The organism is Streptomyces sparsogenes, from assembly GCF_001704635.1.
Taxonomy (GTDB): domain Bacteria; phylum Actinomycetota; class Actinomycetes; order Streptomycetales; family Streptomycetaceae; genus Streptomyces; species Streptomyces sparsogenes.
On sequence record NZ_MAXF01000077.1, the window covers coordinates 59,484 to 84,882 of the forward strand.

Annotated in this window: 19 protein-coding genes and 3 rRNA genes; 17 read left to right on the top strand and 5 right to left on the bottom strand. The window is 69.3% G+C overall.

Translation table 11 applies throughout. From position 1 onward, the window contains the following. Positions 1-18: 18 nt before the first annotated feature. A complete protein-coding gene (locus BBH68_RS15320) occupies positions 19-1,317 on the bottom strand; it encodes an MFS transporter (RefSeq protein ID WP_065962708.1) in 1,299 nt (432 codons plus the stop codon). Between the two features lie 170 nt (positions 1,318-1,487). On the opposite strand from BBH68_RS15320, the gene BBH68_RS15325 reads away from it, so the two are divergent. The 12 genes from BBH68_RS15325 (at position 1,488) to BBH68_RS15375 (ending at position 14,811) form a co-directional block, all read left to right on the top strand. Next, positions 1,488-2,036: a MarR family winged helix-turn-helix transcriptional regulator gene (locus BBH68_RS15325; protein WP_065962711.1), complete on the top strand. Its 549-nt coding sequence runs from the start codon at positions 1,488-1,490 to the stop codon at positions 2,034-2,036. A 568-nt stretch (positions 2,037-2,604) separates the two neighbouring features. After that, positions 2,605-4,129, top strand: a 16S ribosomal RNA gene (locus tag BBH68_RS15330). A gap of 286 nt (positions 4,130-4,415) precedes the next feature. Beyond that, positions 4,416-7,537 (top strand): 23S ribosomal RNA (locus tag BBH68_RS15335). Positions 7,538-7,626: 89 nt separating this feature from the next. Next, positions 7,627-7,743: ribosomal RNA gene (gene rrf, locus BBH68_RS15340) — 5S ribosomal RNA — on the top strand. The 16S, 23S and 5S rRNA genes sit together here, the layout of an rRNA operon. 86 nt (positions 7,744-7,829) lie before the next feature. Further along, entirely contained in the window at positions 7,830-8,474 is a 645-nt protein-coding gene (locus BBH68_RS15345; protein WP_065962712.1) for an HAD family hydrolase, read from the top strand. Positions 8,475-8,503: 29 nt separating this feature from the next. Continuing rightward, positions 8,504-9,748, top strand: a complete 1,245-nt coding sequence (locus BBH68_RS15350) for an MFS transporter (protein ID WP_065962714.1) — start codon at positions 8,504-8,506, stop codon at positions 9,746-9,748. After that, positions 9,717-10,889, top strand: coding sequence for an acetoin utilization protein AcuC (locus BBH68_RS15355; protein WP_065962716.1), 1,173 nt, complete (start codon positions 9,717-9,719; stop codon positions 10,887-10,889). The genes BBH68_RS15350 and BBH68_RS15355 overlap by 32 nt, the downstream gene beginning before the upstream one ends. Before the next feature lie 177 nt (positions 10,890-11,066). Then, on the top strand, positions 11,067-11,882 hold the full coding sequence (locus tag BBH68_RS15360) for a phosphatase (RefSeq protein WP_065962717.1): 816 nt from the start codon (positions 11,067-11,069) through the stop codon (positions 11,880-11,882). A gap of 128 nt (positions 11,883-12,010) precedes the next feature. Beyond that, positions 12,011-12,223 (top strand): helix-turn-helix domain-containing protein, encoded by a 213-nt coding sequence (locus BBH68_RS15365; protein WP_067285578.1) that lies wholly within the window; start codon positions 12,011-12,013, stop codon positions 12,221-12,223. Positions 12,224-12,364: 141 nt separating this feature from the next. After that, positions 12,365-12,463, top strand: a complete 99-nt coding sequence (locus tag BBH68_RS39360) for a 30S ribosomal protein bS22 (protein ID WP_003948845.1) — start codon at positions 12,365-12,367, stop codon at positions 12,461-12,463. Between the two features lie 219 nt (positions 12,464-12,682). Continuing rightward, positions 12,683-13,732 (top strand): NAD-dependent epimerase/dehydratase family protein, encoded by a 1,050-nt coding sequence (locus BBH68_RS15370; RefSeq protein WP_065962719.1) that lies wholly within the window; start codon positions 12,683-12,685, stop codon positions 13,730-13,732. Between the two features lie 14 nt (positions 13,733-13,746). Beyond that, positions 13,747-14,811, top strand: coding sequence for a lysophospholipid acyltransferase family protein (locus BBH68_RS15375; protein ID WP_065962721.1), 1,065 nt, complete (start codon positions 13,747-13,749; stop codon positions 14,809-14,811). 100 nt (positions 14,812-14,911) lie between these two features. Here the strand turns inward: BBH68_RS15375 and BBH68_RS15380 are convergent, their stop codons facing one another. The 4 genes from BBH68_RS15380 to BBH68_RS15395 form a co-directional block, all read right to left on the bottom strand. Next, positions 14,912-16,138 (bottom strand): DUF5667 domain-containing protein, encoded by a 1,227-nt coding sequence (locus tag BBH68_RS15380; protein ID WP_065962724.1) that lies wholly within the window; start codon positions 16,136-16,138, stop codon positions 14,912-14,914. A gap of 205 nt (positions 16,139-16,343) precedes the next feature. Next, a complete protein-coding gene (locus BBH68_RS15385; protein ID WP_065962727.1) occupies positions 16,344-17,141 on the bottom strand; it encodes an ECF subfamily RNA polymerase sigma factor, BldN family in 798 nt (265 codons plus the stop codon). Positions 17,142-17,765: 624 nt separating this feature from the next. Further along, positions 17,766-18,686 (bottom strand): HAD family hydrolase, encoded by a 921-nt coding sequence (locus tag BBH68_RS15390; protein ID WP_065962729.1) that lies wholly within the window; start codon positions 18,684-18,686, stop codon positions 17,766-17,768. Positions 18,687-18,796: 110 nt separating this feature from the next. Next, the gene (locus BBH68_RS15395) at positions 18,797-19,084 is read right to left on the bottom strand and encodes a glutaredoxin family protein (RefSeq protein ID WP_174589028.1); all 288 of its coding nucleotides are present in this window, start codon (positions 19,082-19,084) and stop codon (positions 18,797-18,799) included. A 363-nt stretch (positions 19,085-19,447) separates the two neighbouring features. On the opposite strand from BBH68_RS15395, the gene BBH68_RS15400 reads away from it, so the two are divergent. The 5 genes from BBH68_RS15400 to hemB are packed head-to-tail and all read left to right on the top strand — an operon-like array spanning position 19,448 to position 25,383. Continuing rightward, positions 19,448-20,284: a redox-sensing transcriptional repressor Rex gene (locus BBH68_RS15400; protein WP_065962730.1), complete on the top strand. Its 837-nt coding sequence runs from the start codon at positions 19,448-19,450 to the stop codon at positions 20,282-20,284. Continuing rightward, positions 20,281-21,711, top strand: coding sequence for a glutamyl-tRNA reductase (locus BBH68_RS15405; protein ID WP_065962731.1), 1,431 nt, complete (start codon positions 20,281-20,283; stop codon positions 21,709-21,711). The genes BBH68_RS15400 and BBH68_RS15405 overlap by 4 nt, the downstream gene beginning before the upstream one ends. Beyond that, entirely contained in the window at positions 21,708-22,700 is a 993-nt protein-coding gene (gene hemC, locus BBH68_RS15410; protein WP_065962733.1) for a hydroxymethylbilane synthase, read from the top strand. The genes BBH68_RS15405 and hemC overlap by 4 nt, the downstream gene beginning before the upstream one ends. After that, the gene (locus BBH68_RS15415; RefSeq protein WP_065962736.1) at positions 22,697-24,361 is read left to right on the top strand and encodes a bifunctional uroporphyrinogen-III C-methyltransferase/uroporphyrinogen-III synthase; all 1,665 of its coding nucleotides are present in this window, start codon (positions 22,697-22,699) and stop codon (positions 24,359-24,361) included. The genes hemC and BBH68_RS15415 overlap by 4 nt, the downstream gene beginning before the upstream one ends. Then, on the top strand, positions 24,358-25,383 hold the full coding sequence (gene hemB, locus BBH68_RS15420) for a porphobilinogen synthase (protein WP_065962738.1): 1,026 nt from the start codon (positions 24,358-24,360) through the stop codon (positions 25,381-25,383). The genes BBH68_RS15415 and hemB overlap by 4 nt, the downstream gene beginning before the upstream one ends. Positions 25,384-25,399 lie beyond the last annotated feature (16 nt).

The following is a 25,399-nucleotide window of genomic DNA, read 5'->3' on the forward strand; positions in this document are numbered from 1 at the left end:
GCGGCGGCCTGCCCGAGGTCAGGCCGCCGCGGTGACCGAGTCGACGGCCTCCCGCCGCTGCGCGGGCACCGGCGTGGCGGGGACGGCGCGCAGCGGGTTGTCCTGGCGGGCCGTGAGCCGCCGGCCCAGCCGCAGCGCGAGCGCCGAGATGCCCAGCGAGCAGCCGACGAGCATCGCGATGTACGCCACGTACAGCCCCGACCCGGCCATCAGGCCGCCCACCGCCGGGCCGACGGCCAGCGCGAGCTGCTTGACCAGGGCGAAACCGGAGTTGTACTGCCCGACCAGCGTCGGCGGCGCCAGGTCGGCCACGAGCGGGGCCACGGTCGGCGACAGCATCGCCTCACCGAGCCCGAAGAGCGCGTACGCCGAGATGATCGCGCCGGTCGCGACGGCCTGGCTCCCCGGCACCAGCCCAGACGCGCCCGCCACCAGCCAGGCGACCGTCCACACCAGCCCGGTCAGCGCGATGACCCGGCTGCGCCGCCGCCCCTCCACCAGCCTGAGCACGATGAACTGCGCCAGCACGATGGCCATCGTGTTGGCCGCCAGCGCGGCGCCGAGCATCGCGGGCGAGATGCGGGTGACCTCCACGGCGAACGCCGACAGCCCGGACTCGAACTGTCCGTAGCAGGTGAAGAACATCACGAAGCCCAGCACACACAGCTGCACCATGGCCCGGTTCCGCAGCATGGCCCGCCAGCCACCACCGGCGCGTTCCGCCACGGCGGCGGGGTCGAGCTTGGGCGGCTTCGGCAGCCGTACGGTCGCCACGGCCGCGCCCAGCACCAGGAACATCACCGACTCGATCGCGAACAGCCGGACGAAGCTCGACGGGGCGGAGGGGTCGACCAGCAGGCCGCCGATCAGCCCTCCGACGCCGAGGCCGAGGTTGTTGAGGAAGAACTGGGTGGCGAAGGCGCGCGAGCGGGTGGTCGTGGTCGAGCACCACACGATCATGGTGGCGAGGGCGGGCTGGATCACCGCGATGCCCGCGCCGAGCAGGGCCACCGCGGCGATGACGGACGCCTCGTCGGACGCCAGGCCCATCCCCATGGAACCGAAGGCCGAAGCCACGGCACCCACCAGCGCCACCGGCAGCGGCCCACGCCGGTCGATCACCCTGCCGGTGAAGGGCAGCACGGCCAGCGCCGCGACGGCGAACGCCGCGAGCACCATGCCGGCGGTGCTCGCGCCGAGGTTCCGCACCTGCGCCACATAGACGAACAGGAACGGGACGGTGAAGCCGTTGCCGAACGCGCTCAGCGCGTTACCCAGCTGGATCCGGCGCAGCGCGGCGCCCATCGCGGTGGTCACACTCACCTGCCTAGGTCGAGAAGGAGCTCTGAAGAGGTCTGGCTGAAGAAGTCGAGGTCTGAAGGAGAACTAAGAGTCCAAGCCTCAAGACTTCAACGCTAAAGTTCGAAGCTAAAGAGTACACCTTGAAGGACTTCGAGGCGAATGGGTTACGTGCCATACTGCGCGGCATGCCTGAGACCCCCGGCCCGGCCGAGCCGAGCCTCGAGGAGCAGATCGCGGCCTACCAGCGCGAGTTCCAGGACCTGGACCCGCAGGTGGAGCAGGTCGTCAGCGCCCTCAGCCGCCTCAACCGGCGGATGAACGTCGCGTACAGCCGCCAGACCGCGACCCTGGGCATCAGCAACACCGAGTGGGAGGTGCTCAAGGCCCTCGTGCTCTCCGGCGCCCCCTACCAGCTGGGCCCCGGCGACTTGGCCAAGAAGCTCGGCCTCACCCCGGCCGCGATGACCCACCGCATCGACCGCATGGCGAGCGAGGGTCTGGTCACGCGCGAACGCGACGAGGCCAACCGGGTGCGCGTCATCGTGGAGCTGACCGCCGAGGGCCGGGAGAAGTGGCTGGAGGCCATGCGGATGGCCTCCGTCTTCGAGGAGGACCTCCTCCAGGACCTGTCGAGCGAGGAGCGCGGAGCGCTCGGCGAGATGCTGACCCGGCTGCTGCGCCGGGTCGAGGAGACCCAGCCGGACGCCGGCGGACGGCTGAGCGACCTGGAGTGAAACCGCACGCCGGGGGCGGTTGACACGCCCTGGCGCGATGCGTAGTGTTCTCCGAGCTGCCACGGAGCCGTAACGGTTCTCCGGGGGAGCCACTCGCGCCGCACCGGCGGCAAACCACTACTGCACGGCCCCTCATCGGGATGGATTTCGGCGTGCCCGGAATTCGGTCCGGGAGACTCGATTATGAGCCTCCGGGGAAATCCGCTAACGTAGTGACCACGCCGGAAGGCGCGAAAAACCCCGCTCCAACAGGGGGCCGGAAACGGAATTCGGACCGGGAACGGAACGGAAAACGGATCTGGTAAGGTTGGAAACACCGAAGGGAAGCGCCCGGAGAAACCGGTGAAACGGTTTCGAAGGAAGCGTCCGTTCCTTGAGAACTCAACAGTGTGCCAAAAGTCAACGCCAGATATGTTGATACCCCGTACGGTCGGCCGGTCTGATTCGGATCGTCTGATCGGACGAGGTTCCTTTGAAGAAACACACACAGCGAGGACGCTGTGAGCGGGCTGGATTATTCCTCCGGCCTGCTCCGCTCTCGTGGTGTTGCCGGGATAGCCCGGAAGCATTCACGGAGAGTTTGATCCTGGCTCAGGACGAACGCTGGCGGCGTGCTTAACACATGCAAGTCGAACGATGAAGCCGCTTCGGTGGTGGATTAGTGGCGAACGGGTGAGTAACACGTGGGCAATCTGCCCTGCACTCTGGGACAAGCCCTGGAAACGGGGTCTAATACCGGATATTACCTGGTGAGGCATCTTACCGGGTGGAAAGCTCCGGCGGTGCAGGATGAGCCCGCGGCCTATCAGCTTGTTGGTGGGGTGATGGCCTACCAAGGCGACGACGGGTAGCCGGCCTGAGAGGGCGACCGGCCACACTGGGACTGAGACACGGCCCAGACTCCTACGGGAGGCAGCAGTGGGGAATATTGCACAATGGGCGAAAGCCTGATGCAGCGACGCCGCGTGAGGGATGACGGCCTTCGGGTTGTAAACCTCTTTCAGCAGGGAAGAAGCGCAAGTGACGGTACCTGCAGAAGAAGCGCCGGCTAACTACGTGCCAGCAGCCGCGGTAATACGTAGGGCGCAAGCGTTGTCCGGAATTATTGGGCGTAAAGAGCTCGTAGGCGGCTTGTCACGTCGGATGTGAAAGCCCGGGGCTTAACCCCGGGTCTGCATTCGATACGGGCAGGCTAGAGTTCGGTAGGGGAGATCGGAATTCCTGGTGTAGCGGTGAAATGCGCAGATATCAGGAGGAACACCGGTGGCGAAGGCGGATCTCTGGGCCGATACTGACGCTGAGGAGCGAAAGCGTGGGGAGCGAACAGGATTAGATACCCTGGTAGTCCACGCCGTAAACGTTGGGAACTAGGTGTGGGCGACATTCCACGTTGTCCGTGCCGCAGCTAACGCATTAAGTTCCCCGCCTGGGGAGTACGGCCGCAAGGCTAAAACTCAAAGGAATTGACGGGGGCCCGCACAAGCGGCGGAGCATGTGGCTTAATTCGACGCAACGCGAAGAACCTTACCAAGGCTTGACATACATCGGAAACATCCAGAGATGGGTGCCCCCTTGTGGTCGGTGTACAGGTGGTGCATGGCTGTCGTCAGCTCGTGTCGTGAGATGTTGGGTTAAGTCCCGCAACGAGCGCAACCCTTGTCCTGTGTTGCCAGCATGCCCTTCGGGGTGATGGGGACTCACAGGAGACTGCCGGGGTCAACTCGGAGGAAGGTGGGGACGACGTCAAGTCATCATGCCCCTTATGTCTTGGGCTGCACACGTGCTACAATGGCCGGTACAATGAGCTGCGATACCGCGAGGTGGAGCGAATCTCAAAAAGCCGGTCTCAGTTCGGATTGGGGTCTGCAACTCGACCCCATGAAGTCGGAGTCGCTAGTAATCGCAGATCAGCATTGCTGCGGTGAATACGTTCCCGGGCCTTGTACACACCGCCCGTCACGTCACGAAAGTCGGTAACACCCGAAGCCGGTGGCCCAACCCTTGGGAGGGAGCCGTCGAAGGTGGGACTGGCGATTGGGACGAAGTCGTAACAAGGTAGCCGTACCGGAAGGTGCGGCTGGATCACCTCCTTTCTAAGGAGCACATAGCCGACTGCGGGCGAATGTCTCGCACGGTTGCTCATGGGTGGAACGTTGACTATTCGGCAGGATCGGATGATCCGCCTCTCCAGTACTGCCTCTTCGGGGGCGTGGAACAAGAGACGGGGATGACGAGCCTGCCGGGCACGCTGTTGGGTGTCTGAGGGCACGGGCGGGAGCCTGTTTCCCTTGGCGCCGGTCCCGGTGAACTGCCCTGATGGGGTGGGTGACGGGTGACTGGTCGTTGTTTGAGAACTGCACAGTGGACGCGAGCATCTGTGGCCAAGTTTTTAAGGGCGCACGGTGGATGCCTTGGCACCAGGAACCGATGAAGGACGTGGGAGGCCGCGATAGGCCCCGGGGAGCTGTCAACCGAGCTTTGATCCGGGGGTGTCCGAATGGGGAAACCCGGCAGTCGTCATGGGCTGTCACCCATACCTGAACACATAGGGTATGTGGAGGGAACGCGGGGAAGTGAAACATCTCAGTACCCGCAGGAAGAGAAAACAACCGTGATTCCGGGAGTAGTGGCGAGCGAAACCGGATGAGGCCAAACCGTATGCGTGTGATACCCGGCAGGGGTTGCGTATACGGGGTTGTGGGAGCTTTCTTGATCGGTCTGCCGGCCGGTCGGTGAGTCAGAAATTGTTGATGTAGGCGAAGGGCATGCGAAAGGCCCGGCGTAGAGGGTAAGACCCCCGTAGCCGAAATGTCAGCAACTTGCTTGAGAGTCACCCAAGTAGCACGGGGCCCGAGAAATCCCGTGTGAATCTGGCGGGACCACCCGCTAAGCCTAAATATTCCCTGGTGACCGATAGCGGATAGTACCGTGAGGGAATGGTGAAAAGTACCGCGGGAGCGGAGTGAAATAGTACCTGAAACCGTGTGCCTACAAGCCGTGGGAGCGTCGCGCAGGGACTTGTCCTTGCGTCGTGACTGCGTGCCTTTTGAAGAATGAGCCTGCGAGTTTGCGGTGTGTTGCGAGGTTAACCCGTGTGGGGAAGCCGTAGCGAAAGCGAGTCCGAATAGGGCGATTGAGTAGCGCGCCCAAGACCCGAAGCGGAGTGATCTAGCCATGGGCAGGTTGAAGCGGAGGTAAGACTTCGTGGAGGACCGAACCCACCAGGGTTGAAAACCTGGGGGATGACCTGTGGTTAGGGGTGAAAGGCCAATCAAACTCCGTGATAGCTGGTTCTCCCCGAAATGCATTTAGGTGCAGCGTCGTGTGTTTCTTGCCGGAGGTAGAGCACTGGATAGGCGATGGGCCCTACCGGGTTACTGACCTTAGCCAAACTCCGAATGCCGGTAAGTGAGAGCGCGGCAGTGAGACTGTGGGGGATAAGCTCCATGGTCGAGAGGGAAACAGCCCAGAGCATCGACTAAGGCCCCTAAGCGTGCGCTAAGTGGGAAAGGATGTGGAGTCGCAGAGACAACCAGGAGGTTGGCTTAGAAGCAGCCATCCTTGAAAGAGTGCGTAATAGCTCACTGGTCAAGTGATTCCGCGCCGACAATGTAGCGGGGCTCAAGCGTACCGCCGAAGTCGTGTCATTGCAGCATGAGGTCCAACGGCCGCTGTGATGGGTAGGGGAGCGTCGTGTGCCGGGTGAAGCAGCCGTGGAAGCGAGTTGTGGACGGTTCACGAGTGAGAATGCAGGCATGAGTAGCGATTCACACGTGAGAAACGTGTGCGCCGATTGACTAAGGGTTCCTGGGTCAAGCTGATCTGCCCAGGGTAAGTCGGGACCTAAGGCGAGGCCGACAGGCGTAGTCGATGGACAACCGGTTGATATTCCGGTACCCGCTTTGAAGCGCCAGCGCTGAACCAGGCGATGCTAAGTCCGTGAAGCCGCCCTGGATCCTTCGGGTGAAGGGGAGTGGTGGAGCCGACGGACCAGACTTGTAGTAGGTGAGCGATGGGGTGACGCAGGAAGGTAGTCCAGCCCGGGCGGTGGTTGTCCCGGGGTAAGGGTGTAGCCCGAGGGGTAGGTAAATCCGTCTCTCATATAAGGGTGAGACCTGATGCCGAGCCGATTGTGGTGAAGTGGATGATCCTATGCTGTCGAGAAAAGCCTCTAGCGAGTTTCATGGCGGCCCGTACCCTAAACCGACTCAGGTGGTCAGGTAGAGAATACCGAGGCGTTCGGGTGAACTATGGTTAAGGAACTCGGCAAAATGCCCCCGTAACTTCGGGAGAAGGGGGGCCATTGCTGGTGATGGGCCTTTGCGCTCGGAGCTGGTGGTGGCCGCAGAGACCAGCGAGAAGCGACTGTTTACTAAAAACACAGGTCCGTGCGAAGCCGTAAGGCGATGTATACGGACTGACGCCTGCCCGGTGCTGGAACGTTAAGGGGACCGGTTAGTCACATTTCGGTGTGGCGAAGCTGAGAACTTAAGCGCCAGTAAACGGCGGTGGTAACTATAACCATCCTAAGGTAGCGAAATTCCTTGTCGGGTAAGTTCCGACCTGCACGAATGGCGTAACGACTTCTCGACTGTCTCAACCATAGGCCCGGTGAAATTGCATTACGAGTAAAGATGCTCGTTTCGCGCAGCAGGACGGAAAGACCCCGGGACCTTTACTACAGCTTGATATTGGTGTTCGGTTCGGCTTGTGTAGGATAGGTGGGAGACTGTGAAGCCGTGACGCCAGTCATGGTGGAGTCGTTGTTGAAATACCACTCTGGTCGTGCTGGATGTCTAACCTGGGTCCGTGATCCGGATCAGGGACAGTGTCTGGTGGGTAGTTTAACTGGGGCGGTTGCCTCCTAAAGGGTAACGGAGGCGCCCAAAGGTTCCCTCAGCCTGGTTGGCAATCAGGTGTTGAGTGTAAGTGCACAAGGGAGCTTGACTGTGAGACCGACGGGTCGAGCAGGGACGAAAGTCGGGACTAGTGATCCGGCGGTGGCTTGTGGAAGCGCCGTCGCTCAACGGATAAAAGGTACCCCGGGGATAACAGGCTGATCTTCCCCAAGAGTCCATATCGACGGGATGGTTTGGCACCTCGATGTCGGCTCGTCGCATCCTGGGGCTGGAGTCGGTCCCAAGGGTTGGGCTGTTCGCCCATTAAAGCGGTACGCGAGCTGGGTTTAGAACGTCGTGAGACAGTTCGGTCCCTATCCGCTGTGCGCGTAGGAGTCTTGAGAAGGGCTGTCCCTAGTACGAGAGGACCGGGACGGACGAACCTCTGGTGTGCCAGTTGTTCTGCCAAGGGCATGGCTGGTTGGCTACGTTCGGGAGGGATAACCGCTGAAAGCATCTAAGCGGGAAGCCTGCTTCGAGATGAGGGCTCCCACCCACTTGATGGGGTAAGGCTCCCAGTAGACGACTGGGTTGATAGGCCAGATATGGAAGCCGGGTGACCGGTGGAGTTGACTGGTACTAATAGGCCGAGGGCTTGTCCTCAGTTGCTCGCGTCCACTGTGTTGGTTCTGAAGTAACGACCATGTGCTGGCCCGTTCCCGGGTTGGGCTGGTTTGTTTTCTTCATAGTGTTTCGGTGGTCATTGCGTTAGGGAAACGCCCGGTTACATTCCGAACCCGGAAGCTAAGCCTTTCAGCGCCGATGGTACTGCAGGGGGGACCCTGTGGGAGAGTAGGACGCCGCCGAACAAATTTTGATAAAAGCCCGGTCGGGAGCTTCGGCTCCCGGCCGGGCTTTTCTTTTTGTCGTTCGCCGGCTGAGTAGTCTGGGCGGCATGCGCTATGACCTGGTCATCTTCGACAACGACGGCGTGCTCGTCGACAGCGAGCCGATATCGAACCGGCTGCTCGCCGCCTATCTCACGGAGTTGGGTCACCCCACCACCTACGAGGACTCCATCCGCGACTACATGGGCTCGGCCATGCACCGCATCCATGAGCTGGTCCTCGAGCGCACCGGGCGCCGACTGCCGGCCGACTTCGACGCGACGTTCCACAGCCGGGTGTTCGACGCCTTCCGCCGCGAGCTCCAGCCCGTGACCGGTGCCGCGGAGGTCCTGGAGAAGCTGCGGGCGGACGGCGTTCCGTACTGTGTCGCGTCCTCCGGGAGCCATGAGCGCATTCGTGTCGCGCTGCGGAAGACCGGGCTGTACGGACTCTTCGGCGAAGAGCGCGTCTTCAGCTCCGAGGACGTGGGGAGGGGCAAGCCCGCGCCGGATCTGTTTCTGCACGCCGCCCGGACGATGGGGGTGCCGCCGCAGCGGTGCGCGGTCGTCGAGGACAGTCCGCTCGGAGTGCAGGCCGCCATCGCAGCCGGGATGGATGTGTACGGCTATACGGCGATGACGCCGGCCGCCAAGCTCGCCCAGGCCCGCGCCCGTTTCGCGGACATGGCGGAACTCCCGCAACTGCTCGCCTGACGAGGCGGGGGCCCGTACGCTCCTCGGCCATGACAGATACGCGCCCGACCGCGCGGCTGCGGCACGGACGGGCCTCGCTGGCCGTCAGTTTCTTCGTCCAGGGCGCGGTCTTCGCCCTGCTGGTGACCCGAATACCCGCGCTGCAGGACCGGTACGGGGTGTCGGACGCGCTGCTGCCCGCCTTCCTCGCGGCGGTCCCGGTCCTCGCGGGGGTTGGGAGCGTCGGGACGGAGCAGCTGGTCAAGCGGGTGCGGCCGGGCCTGGTGCTCCGCTGGATCCAGCCGGTGGTCTCCGTCGCGCTGCTGGCGGCCGGGTCGGGCACGGCGCTGTGGCAGCTGGCCCTCGCCCTCGCGGTCTTCGGGCTCTCCGTCGGGGCCCTCGACGCGTCGATGAACATGCTCGGCGTCACCCTCCAGCACGCGTACGGGCGGAGCATCATGCTCGGCTTCCACGCCGCGTACAGCCTGGGCGGGATCGCCGGAGCGTCGCTGGCCTGGGCGGGCGCGCACTGGGATGTGCCCCTGCACGTGCTGTACGCGCCCCTCGTCGCGACGCTGGTGCCGGTCGCGCTGTTCGCCAGCCGCTGGTACGCCGACCAGGGCACCGAGAACAACGGCGGGGAGGGCGAGCGGGAGGGCCGCGGGGATCCGGCGGCCGGCGCGGCGTCGTCCGCCGCCGTCAGCATGAAGCTGCTGCTGCCCCTCTGTCTCGTGATGTCCTTCGCCTATATCGGTGACTCGACGGTCTCCAACTGGAGCGCGAAGTATCTGGAGGACGTGCTGCACAGCTCGGAGCAGCTCGCCACCGTCCCGTACAACGTCTATATGGTCACCGCGCTGGTCGGACGCACCTTCGGCGACTTCGGGGTGCGCCGCTACGGGGCGGTCGCCGTGGTCCGGGCCGGGACGCTGCTCGCCGCCTGCGGGTTCGCGGTGGTCGCGGCGGCGCCCGGGGCCTGGGCGGGGATGCTCGGATTCACGCTGGTGGGCCTGGGGCTGTGTGTGCTGGTGCCGCAGACCTTCGCGGCCGCCGGGCGGCTGTTCCCGGGGGCGTCCGACGCCGCCGTCGCGCGCCTCAACATCTTCAATTACGTGGGTTTTCTGGTCGGCTCCCCGCTCGTCGGCGCACTGGGCGGCGCGTGGAATTACCGGGGGGCGATGCTGGTGCCGATGGCGCTGGTGCTCGCGACCCTGTGGTACGCGCGGTCGTTCGCGCCCGCTTCTGCCCGATACGGTGACGGACATGAGCGGCCGCGCGCAGTTGATGTGGGATGAGGACCTGACGGGGTACGACTTCGGCACCGGGCACCCAATGGATCCGGTCCGTCTGGCGTTGACCATGCGTCTGGTGGAGGCGTTCGGGCTCGATCGCGCCATGGAGGTGGTGGCCGCCAAGCCGGCCGGGGAGTCCACGCTGCGGCTGGTCCACCGCCAGGACTACATCGAGGCGGTGCGGCGGGCGTCGGCCGATCCGCACGCGGCGGACGGCTCGTACGGCCTGGGCACGGTGGACGATCCGGCCTTCGCGGGGATGCACGAGGCCTCGGCGCTGATCGCCGGCCAGTCGGTCGGCGCGGCGGAGGCCGTGTGGCGCGGTACGGCGCTGCACGCCGTGAACTTCTCCGGCGGGCTGCACCACGCGATGCCGGGCGGGGCCTCCGGGTTCTGCGTGTACAACGACGCGGCGCTGGCGATCGCGCGGCTGCTGGAGATGGGCGCCGAGCGGGTCGCGTACGTGGATGTCGACGTGCACCACGGGGACGGGGTGCAGGCGGCCTTCTGGGACGATCCGCGGGTGCTCACCATCTCGCTCCACGAGCACCCCAGGACCCTGTTCCCGCAGACCGGATGGGCGGAGGAGACCGGCGGGGACCGGGCGCCGGGCGGCGCGGTGAACGTGGCGCTGCCGGCCGGGACCGCGGACGCGGGGTGGCTGCGCGCGTTTCACGCGGTGGTGCCGGAGCTGCTGGCGGCGTTCCGGCCGCAGGTGCTGGTGACGCAGCACGGGGCGGACACCCATGTCGAGGACCCGCTGGCGCACCTGGCGGTGACGGTGGACGCGCAGCGCGCGGTCGCCGAGAGCTGTCATGAGCTGGCGCACGAGCACGCGGACGGGCGGTGGATCGCGCTGGGCGGCGGCGGGTACGCGGTCGTGGACGTGGTGCCGCGGACGTGGACGCATCTGGTGGCGATCGCGGCCGGGCGGCCGGTGGAACCCGAGGCCGAGGTGCCGGAGGAGTGGCGGCACGAGGTCTACCGGCGCACGCGGCAGTCGGCGCCGCGCCGGATGACGGACGGGCGGCGGCCGCAGTGGCGGGACTTCGCGGAGGGGGGGTACGACCCGGGGGACCGGCTGGACCAGGCGATCCTGGCGACCCGCCGGGCGGTCTTCCCGCACCACGGGCTGCTGCCGTAGGGCGGGCGCGGCTCTCGTAAGGCGAGCGCCGGCTGTGGGCGCCGACCCCGGGCGGCCGCTGCCGTCGTCGGGGAGCGGGCCCGTGGGGGCGGTGGGCGTAGGGGGCCGTTAGGCCAACCGTGGCAACTCTCGGCGTTCTTCGGTGGGCGGTCGCGGTGATCCGTCAGCATCGGTGGCGTGTTGACTACGGCCGCGCTGCGTGCGCATCTGCTGGCCGCGGGGCTCGCCGGGCCGGTGGCCACCAGCCGGGAGCGGAGCCTGCGCAGCTACCGGCTCTTCGCCGCGCGCGACCCCCGCGTACTGCTGGGCATCGAGCCCGAACGTGATTGGTCGTTCATGGAATTGCTTCGCCTCATGAGCGACAAATGCGGGATTTCGGCCAATCCCGCGCACACCTCGGGTCAGGAAGTGATCGATCCGGATCTGACCCTTGCCGCGCTCGACGCGTTCGCGGAGCGGCTGGCCGGGGCCGCCGCCGCGGGTGCCCCCGTGCTGCTCGGCACCGGCCATCCGCACCGCCTCCTGGGGTTCTACGCCTCGTTGGCGGCGGCGCTCTCGGCGGCCGGCTGTCCCGTGCTCACCCCCGCGCAGGGTAGATGTATCGACATAACGACCCAGTTCGGCGTACGCACCTACAACCTCTCCTACGTACGGGGAGTCGCGATGGTGCGGGAACCCGGCGCTCGATGTGCGGCCCGCGACCCGGGATGCCACAGTCATTCTCCACTGCCGGTTCGGGTGGCTCTCGGCTGCGCCGCCGACCGCGGCGGCCCCCTCCCGGGGTTGGTGATCGGGGACCACGGATGGGTCTGCGGAGCAGGTCAGCTGGGGTTCGAGGCCATCGGCCTGGCGGACGCGGACGACCCCGCGCCGTTCGTCGGACAGGCGGAGGGGCGGGTGTCGGTGGCGGTTCCGCTTGACGACGCTGTGCGGTCCGCTTACTACCGACCGATTACTCGCTATGTACTCAATCGGGCGTGTCTGTCACAGTAGGCGTTCGATCGCTACTCCTCTTCCCCACTCGTATCACGCGCCCCTAATCTGGTGAGGAGCGCGCATGCGAGCAGGAGTCACCGGAGGGGAAGCCGGTGCCCGACATGTGCGGAAGGTTCAGGTGTGTCATGGCTGCTGCTGGCGAAAGGCCTCTGAACGAGGTTCAGTTTCTGACCGTGGCGGAAGTCGCCTCGGTGATGCGAGTGTCCAAGATGACCGTGTACCGCCTGGTGCACAGCGGTCATCTGCCGGCGATCCGGGTGGGCAGGTCCTTCCGGGTCCCAGAGCAGGCGGTTCATGAGTATCTCCGCGAGTCGTATGTGGGGGTGGAGTCCGCCTAGGCCTGGACGGGGCCTGACGGCAGGGCCCTGGGACCCCCCTCGGATTACGCGGTTCGCTCGGCGCCGGGTAGGCTGGCCCGATGTAGGTCGTGTGGGCTCGGACGCCCCGCACCGAGTGATTCGAAGTGAGCGAGGGTAGTCGTGGGCTCTGTTATCAAGAAGCGGCGCAAGCGGATGGCGAAGAAGAAGCACCGCAAGCTGCTCAAGCGCACGCGCGTCCAGCGTCGCAACAAGAAGTAAGCAAGCGACGCTGTGTTCGTCCCGCAGCCCTTCCACCGCCGGTGGGAGGGCTGCTGCGCGTCTCGGGCGCCCCGCCGCGACGGGCCCCGGGCATGATCGGGGGAGACCGGGCCTAAAACCGCGCACCGTCCGGCGAGTGGTCATCACGTGGCAACATCCAGCGGTTACGGTGTTCGCCTCGACCCAGCTCACACCAGGGTGGGAAGGAAGGCGCTGATCTTGGGAAAGGTCGTGCTCGTCACCGGAGTCGCACGCCGCCTGGGAGGCCGCTTCGTACGGCGCATACAGCGCGAGCCGGATGTCGCCCGGGTGATCGGCGTGGACGCCGTCGCCCCCGAACACCACCTCGGCGGCGCCGACTTCGTACGCGCCGACATCCGCCACCCCGCGATCGGGAAGCTGCTCGCCGAGACCGGCGTCGACACCGTGGTCCACATGGACATCAACGGCACCCCGCTCGGCGGGCGCGGCAGCCGCACCTCGGTCAAGGAGACCAACGTCATCGGCACCATGCAGCTGCTCGGCGCCTGCCAGAAGGCACCGTCGGTCAAGCGGCTCGTGGTCAAGTCCAGCACCAATGTGTACGGCTCCGCGCCCCGCGACCCCGCCGTCTTCAGCGAGACCACCCCGCCCAAGTCGCTGCCGAGCGGGGGCTTCGCCAAGGACACCGTCGAGGTCGAGGGATACGTCCGGGGCTTCGCCCGGCGCCGCCCGGACGTGGCCGTCTGTGTGCTGCGCTTCGCGAACATCCTGGGGCCCTGCGCGGACTCGCCGCTCGCCGAGTACTTCGCGCTGCCCGTGCTGCCCACCGTCATCGGCTACGACCCGCGGCTGCAGTTCGTCCATGAGGAGGACGCGATCGAGGTGCTGCGGATCGCCGCCTCCGAGCCGGCCCGGTCCACGCTCAACAGCGGCACCTTCAACATCGCGGGCGACGGTGTGCTGCTGCTCTCCCAGGCCGCCCGGCGGCTCGGCCGCCCGACGCTCCCGCTGCTGCTGCCGACCCTGCGCTGGGCCCGTACCGCGCTGCGTTCCGTCGGGATCACCGACTTCTCGCCCGAGCAGATCCGGCTGCTCACCCACGGCCGGGTCGTCGCCACCAACCAGATGCGCGAGACACTGGGATTCGAGCCCCGATACACCACGGCCGGCGCCTTCGCCGACTACGCCCGCAGCCGCGGCCCCGGGCTGCTCCCGCCCGAGGCCCTCGCCCGTACCGTCGACCGGCTCGCCGGGCTGCTGCCCGCCCGCGGCGCCGCCCAGAACTGAGGAGCGCAACCACCATGGCGGATGCCAAGGTCATTCCGTTCGGTGAGGAGCCGCGGTCCCGGCGCAAAGGACCCCGGCAGGGACGCGCGCACCGGGCCCAGGGCCCGCTCAAGCCGGTGCCACAGCAGCGCGACGAGGAGCGCGACCAGCAGCGGCCCGAGGCGGCGGCGGCCGCGACGGCCGCCGCGGTCCCTCCGCCGCCGCCCCAGGACCGGCCGGGGGGCGCGGGCGGCCCCGGCGGCGGCTGGGAGCGGCGGCTGGCGCACGGCCTGAGCTTTCTGCGCCGCCGGGTCACCGGGGAGTACGAGGTCGACGACTTCGGCTACGACGAGGACCTCACCGACCAGGTCCTGATGTCGCTGCTGCGGCCGATGTACGAGAAATACTTCCGGATCGAGGTGAAGGGCATCGACAACATCCCGGACAGCGGGGGCGCGCTCGTCGTCGCCAACCACTCCGGGGTGCTGCCGCTGGACGGGCTGATGCTCCAGGTCGCGGTCCACGACCACCACCCGGCGGGCCGCCATCTGCGGCTGCTCGCCGCGGACCTGGTGTTCATGCTGCCGGTCGTCAACGAGCTGGCGCGCAAGCTCGGGCACACGCTGGCCTGCTCCGAGGACGCCCAGCTGCTGCTGGAGCGCGGTGAGGTGGTCGGGGTGATGCCGGAGGGCTTCAAGGGGATCGGAAAGCCGTTCTCCGAGCGGTACAAGCTGCAGCGGTTCGGGCGGGGCGGCTTCGTCTCGACGGCGCTGCGCGCCGGGGCGCCGATCGTGCCGTGCTCGATCGTCGGCGCGGAGGAGATCTACCCGATGATCGGGAACGCCAAGACCCTCGCGCGGCTGCTGGGTTTCCCGTACTTCCCGATCACGCCGACCTTCCCCTGGCTGGGGCCGCTGGGCGGGGTGCCGCTGCCGACGAAGTGGACGATCCAGTTCGGCGAGCCGATCCCGACGGACGGGTATCCGCCGGAGGCGGCGGACGATCCGATGCTGATGTTCAACCTGACCGACCAGGTGCGGGAGACGATCCAGCACACCCTCTACAAGCTGCTGGTGCAGCGGCGCTCGGTCTTCTTCTGAGCCGGTCTTCTTCCGAGCCGGGCTTCCGATCGAGGCGTGGGAAGCGGCGCGGCGCCCGGTGTTCCTCAGGGAACGCCGGGCGCCGGCCCGCGTGGCGGTGCTACTTTCCGTCGCCGTCGATGCCGAGGCCCGGCAGCAGGTCGGGCAGCAGCGGCGGGATGGTGATGTCCGGCTGGGTCGGCTTGCCGCCCGGGTCGCCCTTGCCGGAGGACGGGGTGGGAGTCGGCTCGCCCGTCGGCGGGTCCAGCAGATCGCCGGCCCCGCCGATGAGGCCGTCGTCCTCGGTCCGGGACGGGGACGAGGGGCGCGGCCGCGCGTCGTCGCCGCCGGGGCGGCTGTCGCTGGGGCTGGTCGAGGCGGGCGCCGGGATGTCCGCGCCGCCCGTGGCACCACGCTCGGGAGGGGTGTCGACGGCGGAGCTCCGGCCGGTGTGGCCGCGCCCGTCCCGGGAGGCGGGCAGCAGCGACTGCAGCGGACCGACCTCTTGGTCTATGGCGTCGAAGACCGAGCTGACCTCGTCCCCCACGTCCATGAGCTGGACGGGCAGCTTCTCGCGGAGCTGGGTCCAGCCCTCGCGGTGGGCGCGGGTGAAGGAGGACAGCGTCCGCATGGGGCCGAGCGAGCCGTCCCGCTCATAGACCTTGTGCAGCAGCCGATGGCCCTCGGAGACGTCATGGCGCATCCCGGAGAGGGCCTTGCGGATCTCGCCCAGCGACTCGTGGTCCAGGTCGCCCGAGCGGCCGCGCTCCATCAGCCGGCGCGCCTCGCTCATCCGGGTCGACGCCTGGTCCAGATACAGCCGGCCGCGGTCGGCGTCGCCGTCCGCCATCTCCAGCTTCAGATCCTCTATGCCGCGCTTGAAGCCGTAGAGGGTGTCGCCGGGCAGGGCGTCGGAGCTCGCCGCGGCGACCCCGCCGAACGCGCCCGCGGCCACCCCGACCGTGAGCCCCCCGGCCGCCAGCCCCTTGGACCAGCGGGAGCGGGGGCGCAGCCTGCCGAGGGGGCTCGCCCGGCGGACGCGGGGCGGCCGCTGCCCGGGCACCTGGGGCGCGCCCTCGGCGAAGGCCGCTTCCATGGCGGCGACCAGTTGGGCCCGCTGGGTGGCCCGGACATCGGGATCCAGCGCCGGTGCCGGCAGCTCGCCGAGCCCGCTCGTCAGGGCCAGCAGCCGTCTGTGCTCGGTGCTGTCCGGCGAAGAGCCGGGCTGCTCGGCGCCCGCCGCACCCCGGGAATCCGGCTGGCTGCCCTTCTTCTCGAGGGCTTCCAGGGCCTCCAGAGCCTTGGCGAAGGCGTTAGCCCGCCGGTGCGCCGATACGTTCGCGATCACAGGCGGCACCTCCTCTCGTCATGACGGTCGACTCCCCAGGACACCCGGACGGTTGCATGCCGCACGCGTTTCCACCCGAACGAGTGAGTGTCAGCGGGTAGGACATAACCACAAGGAGCCTGCATCCTCCACAACGAGCGGCGCATCACCAGGGTTACGCCCTCCCGATGATCCGACGGGGAGCGGGTGTCGGCGCCGCCGAGGGTCAGCGGGCGTCCTCGGGGAGGAGCCGGGCGAGGGTGCGGACGGCCCGGTACTGGAGGGTCTTGATCGCGCCCTCGTTCTTCCCCATGACGCGGGCGGTCTCGGCGACGGACAGGCCCTGGAGGAAGCGCAGCGTCACACACTCCTGCTGCTGCGGGTTGAGCTTGCGCACCGCCTGGAGCAGCGCGGCGTTGGAGAGGGACTCGAGGACGGAGTCCTCGGGGGAGCGCTCGACCTCGTTGGCGTCGAGCATCTCGCCGGTGGTGACCTCCAGCCGGAAGCGGCTGGATTTGAAGTGGTCGGCGACCAGGTTGCGGGCGATGGTCACCAGCCAGGCGCCGAAGTCACGGCCCTGCCAGGTGAAGGTGCCGATGCGGCGCAGCGCCCGCAGGAACGTCTCGCTGGTGAGGTCCTCGGCCGTGGCCCGGCCGCCCACCCGGTAGTAGATGTAGCGGTAGACCGTGTCGGCGTACTGGTCGTAGAGCCGGCCGAAGGCCTCGGCTTCGCCCGACTGGGCGCGCTCGACGAGGTCCATCATGCGCCGGCTGTCGCTGTCCGCGCCGGGGCGGCGGGCGGTGGACGTGCCGCTGCGGGAGCGTCTGCCGACCGCCGCCCCGCCGTCGGCCAGGGCGTAGCAGGAGCTGGCGGGGCCGGCCGCGCTGCCGGCGGGGCCGGCGGGCACGGGTGTAGCGAGGGCGGGGACGGCATACGCGGTGGGGACGAAGCCGCGCAGACAGTCGAGGACCGTTGCGCGCAGCGTAGCCAGGCCCGAGGCGTCAACCCCGACGTGTGGGTACACGGGACTCCCAGAGGCAGAGCTTCCATCACGTGCAGTACGGGACCGTTCACCCGCCGTAGGGACGCGTGGGTACCGATTTGCGTCTAAGGAGAATAACGCTTCGTACAGGCAACACTACACCCAGTTGCCCAAATCATCGTTTCAGTCTGCTCCGTTATGGATTGACGACCGATCAAGTATCGAATGCAGTAGGGATATTGACCGGTAGGTGGCGTGTTCTGTGCGGTTTCGTGGCGTGTTGTGCCAAAGGGGTGGTAAGGGGGCAGGTCGGAGCCCTCTGGGCCGTGAAACGGGGATTGACCGGCGATGGGCGGCCCTGATCGGGCGCCGACGCTCCGGGGGCCGGGACGCGCGGCGGTGGCCACCATCACGGACCGTCATCGTCCGGCCTAAGCGGTCAGGGCTCGGCCCAAGCGGTCAAGGGTGAAGGGCGAGGCCGCAGGGTGACGGCGCGCGGGGTGCGGACCGGGCGTTACGGCCGGGGTACGGCCGGGTCGGCGGTACGGCCGGGTGGCGTACGGGCCCGGCGGTACGGCCGGGTGGCGTACGGGCTGCGGGTCGGCAGCGGCGAGGCGGGCCCCGGCCGGAGCCGGCGGGGCGAGCCGTGCGGCGTACGGGCTGCGGTCAGCGGCGGCGGCGGTGCAGGGCCACGGCTGCCGCCGTGCCGCCCGCCACCGCGCCCACCCCGGCCGCCGCCGGGATGCCGATCTTGGCCGCCTTGCGGCCCGTACGGTAGTCGCGCAGCCGCCAGCCGTGCTCGCGCGCGTGCTTGCGCAGCCGCCCGTCCGGGTTCACCGCGTACGGGTGGCCGACGATCGACAGCATCGGAATGTCGTTCGAGGAGTCGCTGTACGCCGCGCAGCGTGACAGGTCGAGGCCCTCGGCCGCCGCCAGCGCCCGGACCGCCTCGGCCTTGGCCGGGCCGTGCAGCGGCTCGCCGACCAGCCTGCCCGTGTAGACCCCGCCGACGGACTCCGCCACGGTGCCCAGCGCGCCGGTCAGGCCCAGCCGCCGGGCGATGATGGTCGCGGTCTCCACCGGGGCGGCGGTCACCAGCCAGACCCGCTGCCCGGCGTCCAGGTGGGCCTGCGCCAGGGCGCGAGTGCCCGGCCAGATGCGGTCGGCCATGTACTCGTCGTAGATCTCCTCGCCGATCGTCATCAGCTCCGAGACCCGGTGGCCCTTGACGATGGACAGGGCGCTGCTGCGCACGTCCTCCATGTGGGCCGGGTCCTCGACCCCGGCCAGCCGGAACCAGGCCTGCTGCCAGGCGAAGCGGGCCAGCTCGCGCTTGCGGAAGAAGTGCCGCTTGTAGAGGCCGCGGCCGAAGTGGAACAGGGCGGCGCCCTGCATCACGGTGTTGTCCAGGTCGAAGAAGGCGGCCGCCCGCTCGTCGCCGACCACGGGGAACTCGGGCTCGGCGGGCGGGGGCGGCGGCGCCTGGACCGAAGACTTGCGCGCGGCCTCGGCCGAGGCCTCTCCGGCGAGGACGCTCGCCTCGGTGGGGAGGTGTCGACGACGGGTGAACCATCCCAGTGCGGCCATGGGCTGAGCATAGCCAGCCATTCCCGCCATCCCGTTACGGCCGGGTGTCGGGCCGATACGGCCGGGCCGACGTCCCGGCCCCCGGCGGGGCGGGAGGGAGGGGGATCGGCTCAGCCGCCGAGCGCCTTGCGGAGCCGGTCCGGGTTCACCCGCCAGAAGTCGTGCTGGGCGCCGTCGACGAGGACGACGGGGATCTGCTCCCAGTACTTGCGGTGCAGCTCCTCGTCCTGGGTGATGTCCTTCTTCTCCCAGGGGGTGCCCAGCTCGCCGCAGACCTTCGCGATCACGGCCTCGGCGTCCTCGCACAGATGGCAGTCGGGCTTGCCGATCAGGGTGACCGTGCGCTCGGCGGGGCTCTTGCGGGGGGTGCGGCGCAGCAGCGGGCTCATGTCCGCCATTGTGCCCCGCCGCGCCCCGCGCCCGTGGGGGCCGCTGCCGCGGGCGGGCCCGGGGGCCGTCCCGTCGTTTACGATCGTGGGCGATTTGTTGCTGTCCGGGGTTTACGACCTGGGGGAACCAGTGAGGAGGGAGAGCCCGTGCTCCGGTCGGCGTTCCGGGCGTGCGGATGTGGCCGCCGGGAACGGAAGGACACCCGTTCTGGTTCCACGAGCAGGTCGAATGGATGCGTGACACCGGTCACTTTGCTCGGACAAAGCGGACACCATCTTTGTGCACGCGTTCACAAAGACATAGCCTGCTGTCGATGGGGACGTCCGGGAACGCATGGACGCCCGCAGCCCCGCTCTACCCGCAGGAGCACCGTGGCAACTGGCCGAACTCACCGACCGGCGACCCGAAGCCGAGGGATCCCCGAGGCCACCGTCGCCCGGCTTCCGCTGTATCTGCGTGCGCTGACGGCGCTCTCCGAGCGCTCGGTGCCCACAGTCTCCTCGGAGGAACTCGCGGCCGCGGCCGGGGTCAATTCGGCCAAGCTGCGCAAGGACTTCTCCTACCTCGGGTCGTACGGCACCCGCGGGGTCGGCTACGACGTGGAGTACCTCGTCTACCAGATCTCCCGTGAGCTGGGCCTCACCCAGGACTGGCCGGTCGTGATCGTCGGCATCGGTAATCTCGGCGCGGCGCTCGCCAACTACGGCGGCTTCGCCTCCCGCGGCTTCCGGGTCGCGGCGCTGATCGACGCCGACCCGGCGATGACCGGCAAGCCGGTCGCGGGCATCGCGGTGCAGCACACCGACGAGCTCGAGAAGATCATCACGGACAACGGCGTGTCGATCGGCGTCATCGCCACCCCGGCGGGCGCGGCCCAGCAGGTCTGCGACCGGCTGGTGGCCGCCGGTGTCACCTCGATCCTGAACTTCGCCCCCACCGTGCTGTCGGTGCCGGACGGGGTGGACGTGCGCAAGGTGGACCTGTCCATCGAGCTGCAGATCCTCGCCTTCCACGAGCAGCGCAAGGCGGGGGAGGAGACGGTCGCGCCCGACGAGGTCGCGAGCGCGCAGGCGGCCGCCCAGGACACGCCGGGCGCCGCCGCGGCCGCCCCGGCGCCGCTCGCCCCGCACCGCGCGGCCCCCGCGGCGGGCACCGACAACGGCCGGCAGGGACCTGACGGGGACGTCCCCGCGGTGATGCCGGCATGAGCCTCCTCGTCGTCGGACTGAGCCACCGCAGCGCCCCGGTGAGCGTGCTGGAGCGCGCCTCCCTGGCCGCTGATCAGCAGACCAAGCTGGTGCAGGACTCGCTCGCGGCCGAGCCCGCCACCGAGGCCACCGTGCTCGCCACCTGCAACCGCATCGAGCTGTACGCGGACGTGGACAAGTTCCACGCCGGGGTCGCCGAGCTGTCCACGCTGCTCGCCCAGCACACCGGTGTCGGCCTGGACGAGCTGACCCCGTATCTGTACGTGCACTACGAGGACCGGGCCGTCCACCACCTCTTCTCGGTGGCCTGCGGGCTGGACTCGATGGTCGTCGGCGAGGGCCAGATCCTCGGCCAGATCAAGGACGCGCTGGCGCTGGGGCAGGAGCTGCACACCGCGGGCCGCCTGCTGAACGACCTGTTCCAGCAGGCGCTGCGGGTCGGCAAGCGGGCCCACAGCGAGACCGGCATCGACAAGGCCGGCCAGTCGCTCGTCACCTTCGGTCTCGAACAGCTCGCCGGGGACATGCCGGTGGCGGGCTGGGCGGCGGGCAGGCGGGCGCTGGTGATCGGTGCGGGCTCGATGTCCTCGCTGGCCGCGACGACGCTCGCGCGCGCCGGTGTCGCCGAACTGGTGATCGCCAACAGGACGTTGGATCGGGCGCGGCGCCTCGCGGAGTCCCTGACGGGCCTCGTCGCCGGGGCCCGGGCCGTGCCGATGGAGCGCGTCTCCGCCGAGCTGCCCCACGCCGATGTCGTGGTCTCCTGTACCGGCGCGACCGGTCTTGTGCTGACCGCCGACATGCTGACCGAAGCCCTCGACCGGCGCGCGGAGCACCGGGCGGGGGGCGCCGCCGGGCCGGGCGCGGCGGAGACCGTCGCGCTGCTGGACCTGGCGATGCCGCGGGACATCGACGCGGCGGCGCACCGTCTCGCCGGGCTGCGCCTGGTGGACATCGAGTCGCTCGCCGAGGCCGCGGCCGACGAGCCGATGGCCGCCGATGTCGACCAGGTCCGCGCCATCGTCTCCGCCGAGGTGGCCGCCTTCGGGGCGGCCCAGCGCGCCGCGCACATCACGCCGACGGTGGTCGCGCTGCGTACCATGGCGGCAGATGTGGTCGCCGGCGAGATCGCCCGGCTCGAAGGGCGCCTCCCCGACCTCGACGAAAGGCAGCGCGCCGAGATCACCCAGACCGTGCGCCGTGTCGTCGACAAGCTGCTGCACGCCCCCACCGTGCGGGTCAAGCAGCTCGCGAGCACGCCCGGCGGTGCCGGGTACGCGGACGCGCTGCGCGAGCTGTTCGACCTCGACCCGCAGGCGGTGGCCGCCGTCAGCCGGGCCGACGCCAACGGCACCCGTCCCGACGGCGGCGTCGGCCGGCCCGGCGCCGCGGCCGTCCAGACCGACCCGAAGAGAGGCCGGGCATGAACGCAACACCCCCCGCCGCCTCCGGCCGCCCGGCGCCGCTGCGGCTCGGCACCCGGCGCAGCGCGCTGGCCATGGCCCAGTCCGGGCTGATAGCGGACGCGGTGCGCCGCGTCACCGGCCGCCCCGTGGAGCTGGTGGAGATCACCACGCGCGGGGACGTCTCGCGCGAGGACCTGGCGCAGATCGGCGGCACCGGCGTCTTCGCCACCGCGCTGCGCGAGGCGCTGCTGCGCGGCGAGGTGGACTTCGCCGTCCACTCGCTGAAGGACCTGCCGACCGCCCAGCCGGACGACCTGGTCCTGGCCGCGCTGCCGACCCGCGAGGACCCGCGCGACGCGCTGGTCGCCCGCGACGGGCTGACCTTCACCGAGCTCCCGCCGGGCGCCCGGATAGGCACCGGCTCCCCGCGCCGCACGTCCCAGCTGCGCGCCTGGGCGCGCTCGCTCGGCATGGAGATCGAGACCGTGTCGATCCGCGGCAACGTCGACACCCGGATCGGTTACGTCCGCTCGGGAGAGCTGGACGCCGTGGTGCTGGCCGCCGCGGGGCTGACCCGTCTCGGGCGGCTCGACGAGGCGACCGAGATCCTGGCCGCCGACCACATACTGCCCGCCCCCGGCCAGGGGGCACTGGCAGTCGAGTGCGCCGCCGCCAACGCGGCGCTCGCTGCTCAGCTCGCCGAGCTCGACGACCCGTACACCCGGGCCGCCGTGACCGCCGAGCGTTCCCTGCTCGCCGCCTTGGAGGCCGGCTGCAGTGCGCCCGTGGGCGCGCTGGCCGACCTGCTGGGCGACGGTCAGGCTGTCACCGAAATGCGCCTGCGCGGCGCCGTCGGCACCCCCGACGGCTCCTCGCTGGTGCAGCTGTCCATCACCGGTCCCGTTCCCGCGGCGCCTGGCGAGGAAGCGGCCCGGCTCATGGGCCGTGAGCTCGCCGCCGAGATGCTCGCGAAGGGTGCGGCCGGTCTTATGGGGGAGCGAGCACTTTGAACCCCAACGCCCCGAACCACCCCGGATGCGGGCACGTCACCTTCCTCGGTGCGGGCCCGGGAGATCCAGGCCTGCTGACGCTGCGTGCCGTGGAGGCACTCGCCGCCGCGGATGTGCTGATCGCCGACCCGCACGTGCTCGACGTGGTGCGTACGCACGTCAGGCCGGGCGTGGCCGCGGACGCTCAGGGCACACCCGAACAGGCGCGTGCTGATGCGCCGTCAAGCACCGCCGACGTGCCCCTACTCAGGGACACGGCCAATCTTGTCATGGCTGCCGCGCGGAGCGGCAAGCGGGTCGTCCGCGCGGTCGCGGGCGACCCTGGCCTGGACGGATACGCCGCCGACGAGATGCTCGCGTGCGCCGCCGAGGGCATCGTCTTCGAGGTGGTGCCGGGCGTGGCGGCCGCGGTGGGCGTGCCCGCGTACGCGGGGGTGCCGCTGCGGGACGCCCAGAGCACCGATGTGCGGTTCGTGGACGCCCGTACGGCCGACGACCGCTGCTGGAGCGAGGTCGGCTCCTCGGACGGCACCGCCGTCGTCTCCGCCACCCTGGAGACGGTCGCGGCGGCCGCGGGCGAGCTGGTGGCCGCCGGGCGCAAGCCGGACACCCCGCTGACCGTCACCGTCGCCGGCACCACGACCCGGCAGCGCACTTGGACGGCCACGCTGGGCACCATCGCGCAGGTGCTGAAGGCGGCCAAGGTGCTGCCGTCGCCGCAGGGCGCGCAGCCGGTGATAGCGGTGGTCGGCGAGCGCGGCGCGGCCGAGCGGCGCGAGCAGCTGTCGTGGTTCGAGTCGAAGCCGCTGTTCGGCTGGCACGTCCTGGTGCCGCGCACCAAGGAGCAGGCCGCCTCGCTCTCCGACCAGCTCCGCTCCTACGGGGCGGTGCCCAGCGAGGTGCCGACCATCGCGGTGGAGCCGCCGCGCACCCCGCAGCAGATGGAGCGCGCGGTCAAGGGCCTGGTGACCGGGCGCTACGAGTGGATCGCCTTCACCTCGGTCAACGCGGTCAGGGCGGTGCGGGAGAAGTTCGAGGAGTACGGGCTCGACGCGCGCGCCTTCGCCGGGATCAAGGTCGCGGCGGTGGGCGAGCAGACCGCCAAGTCGCTGATCGACTTCGGGGTCAAGCCGGACCTGGTGCCCAGCGGCGAGCAGTCCGCGGCCGGGCTGCTGGAGGACTGGCCGCCGTACGACCCGGTCTTCGACCCGATCGACCGGGTCTTCCTGCCGCGGGCCGACATCGCCACGGAGACGCTGGTGGCCGGGCTGATCGAGCTGGGCTGGGAGGTGGACGACGTCACGGCGTACCGCACCGTGCGCGCCTCGCCGCCGCCGGCCGAGACCCGCGAGGCGATCAAGGGCGGCGGGTTCGACGCGGTGCTCTTCACCTCGTCGTCCACCGTGCGGAACCTCGTCGGCATCGCTGGCAAGCCGCACAATGTCACGGTCATCGCCTGTATCGGCCCGGCCACCGCGAAGACCGCGGAGGAGCACGGCCTGCGGGTGGACGTACTGTCGCCCGAGCCCTCGGTGCACAAGCTCGCCGAGGCGCTCGCGGAGTTCGGGGCGGCCCGTCGGCGGGCCGCGATCGAGGCCGGGGAGCCCGTCACGCGCCCGAGCGAGCGGCGACCCGGTTCACGGAGGAGGGCACGCTCTTGAGCACCACACACGACACCACCCCGTACGGCGCCTTCCCCGGCACCAGGCCGCGCCGGCTGCGGGTGAACCCGGCCATGCGGCGCCTGGTCTCCGAGACCCGGCTGCACCCGGCCGAGCTGATCCTGCCCGCCTTCGTCGCGGAGGGCGTGAGCGAACCGCTGCCGCTCGCGTCGATGCCGGGCGTCGTGCAGCACACCCGCGACTCGCTGCGGAAGGCGGCCGTCGAGGCGGTCGAGGCGGGCGTCGGCGCGATCATGCTCTACGGCGTGCCGGAGGAGAGCAAGAAGGACGCGATCGGCTCGCCGGGCACCGACCCGGACGGCATCCTCCAGGTCGCCCTGCGCGATGTGCGGTCCGAGGTCGGCGACGATCTGATCGTCATGTCGGACCTGTGCCTGGACGAGCACACCGACCACGGCCACTGCGGGGTCCTCGACGCCGAGGGCCGGGTCGACAACGACGCGACGCTGGAGCGCTACGCCGAGATGGCGCGGGTGCAGGCGGACGCGGGCGCCCATGTGCTGGGCACGAGCGGGATGATGGACGGCCAGGTCGGGGTGGCCCGGGCGGCCCTGGACGGGATCGGCCGCCAGGACGTGTCGATCCTCGCCTACACCGCCAAGTACGCCTCGGCCTTCTACGGGCCCTTCCGCGAGGCCGTGGCGTCCTCGCTCAAGGGCGACCGCAAGACCTACCAGCAGGACCCGGCCAACGCCCGCGAGGCGCTGCGCGAGCTGGCGCTCGACCTCGCCGAGGGCGCCGACATGGTGATGGTCAAGCCGGCCCTGCCGTACCTGGACATCCTGCGCCGGATCGCGGACGAGACGGACGTGCCGGTCGCCGCGTACCAGGTCTCCGGCGAGTACTCGATGGTCGAGGCCGCCGCGGCCAACGGGTGGATCGACCGGGACCGGGCGATCATGGAGACGCTGACGTCCGTACGGCGGGCGGGCGCGGGCATGATCCTGACCTACTGGGCGACCGAGGTCGCCCAGTGGCTGAACCGGGGCGACCGGGGCTGAGGCGTCCGGCGCTTCG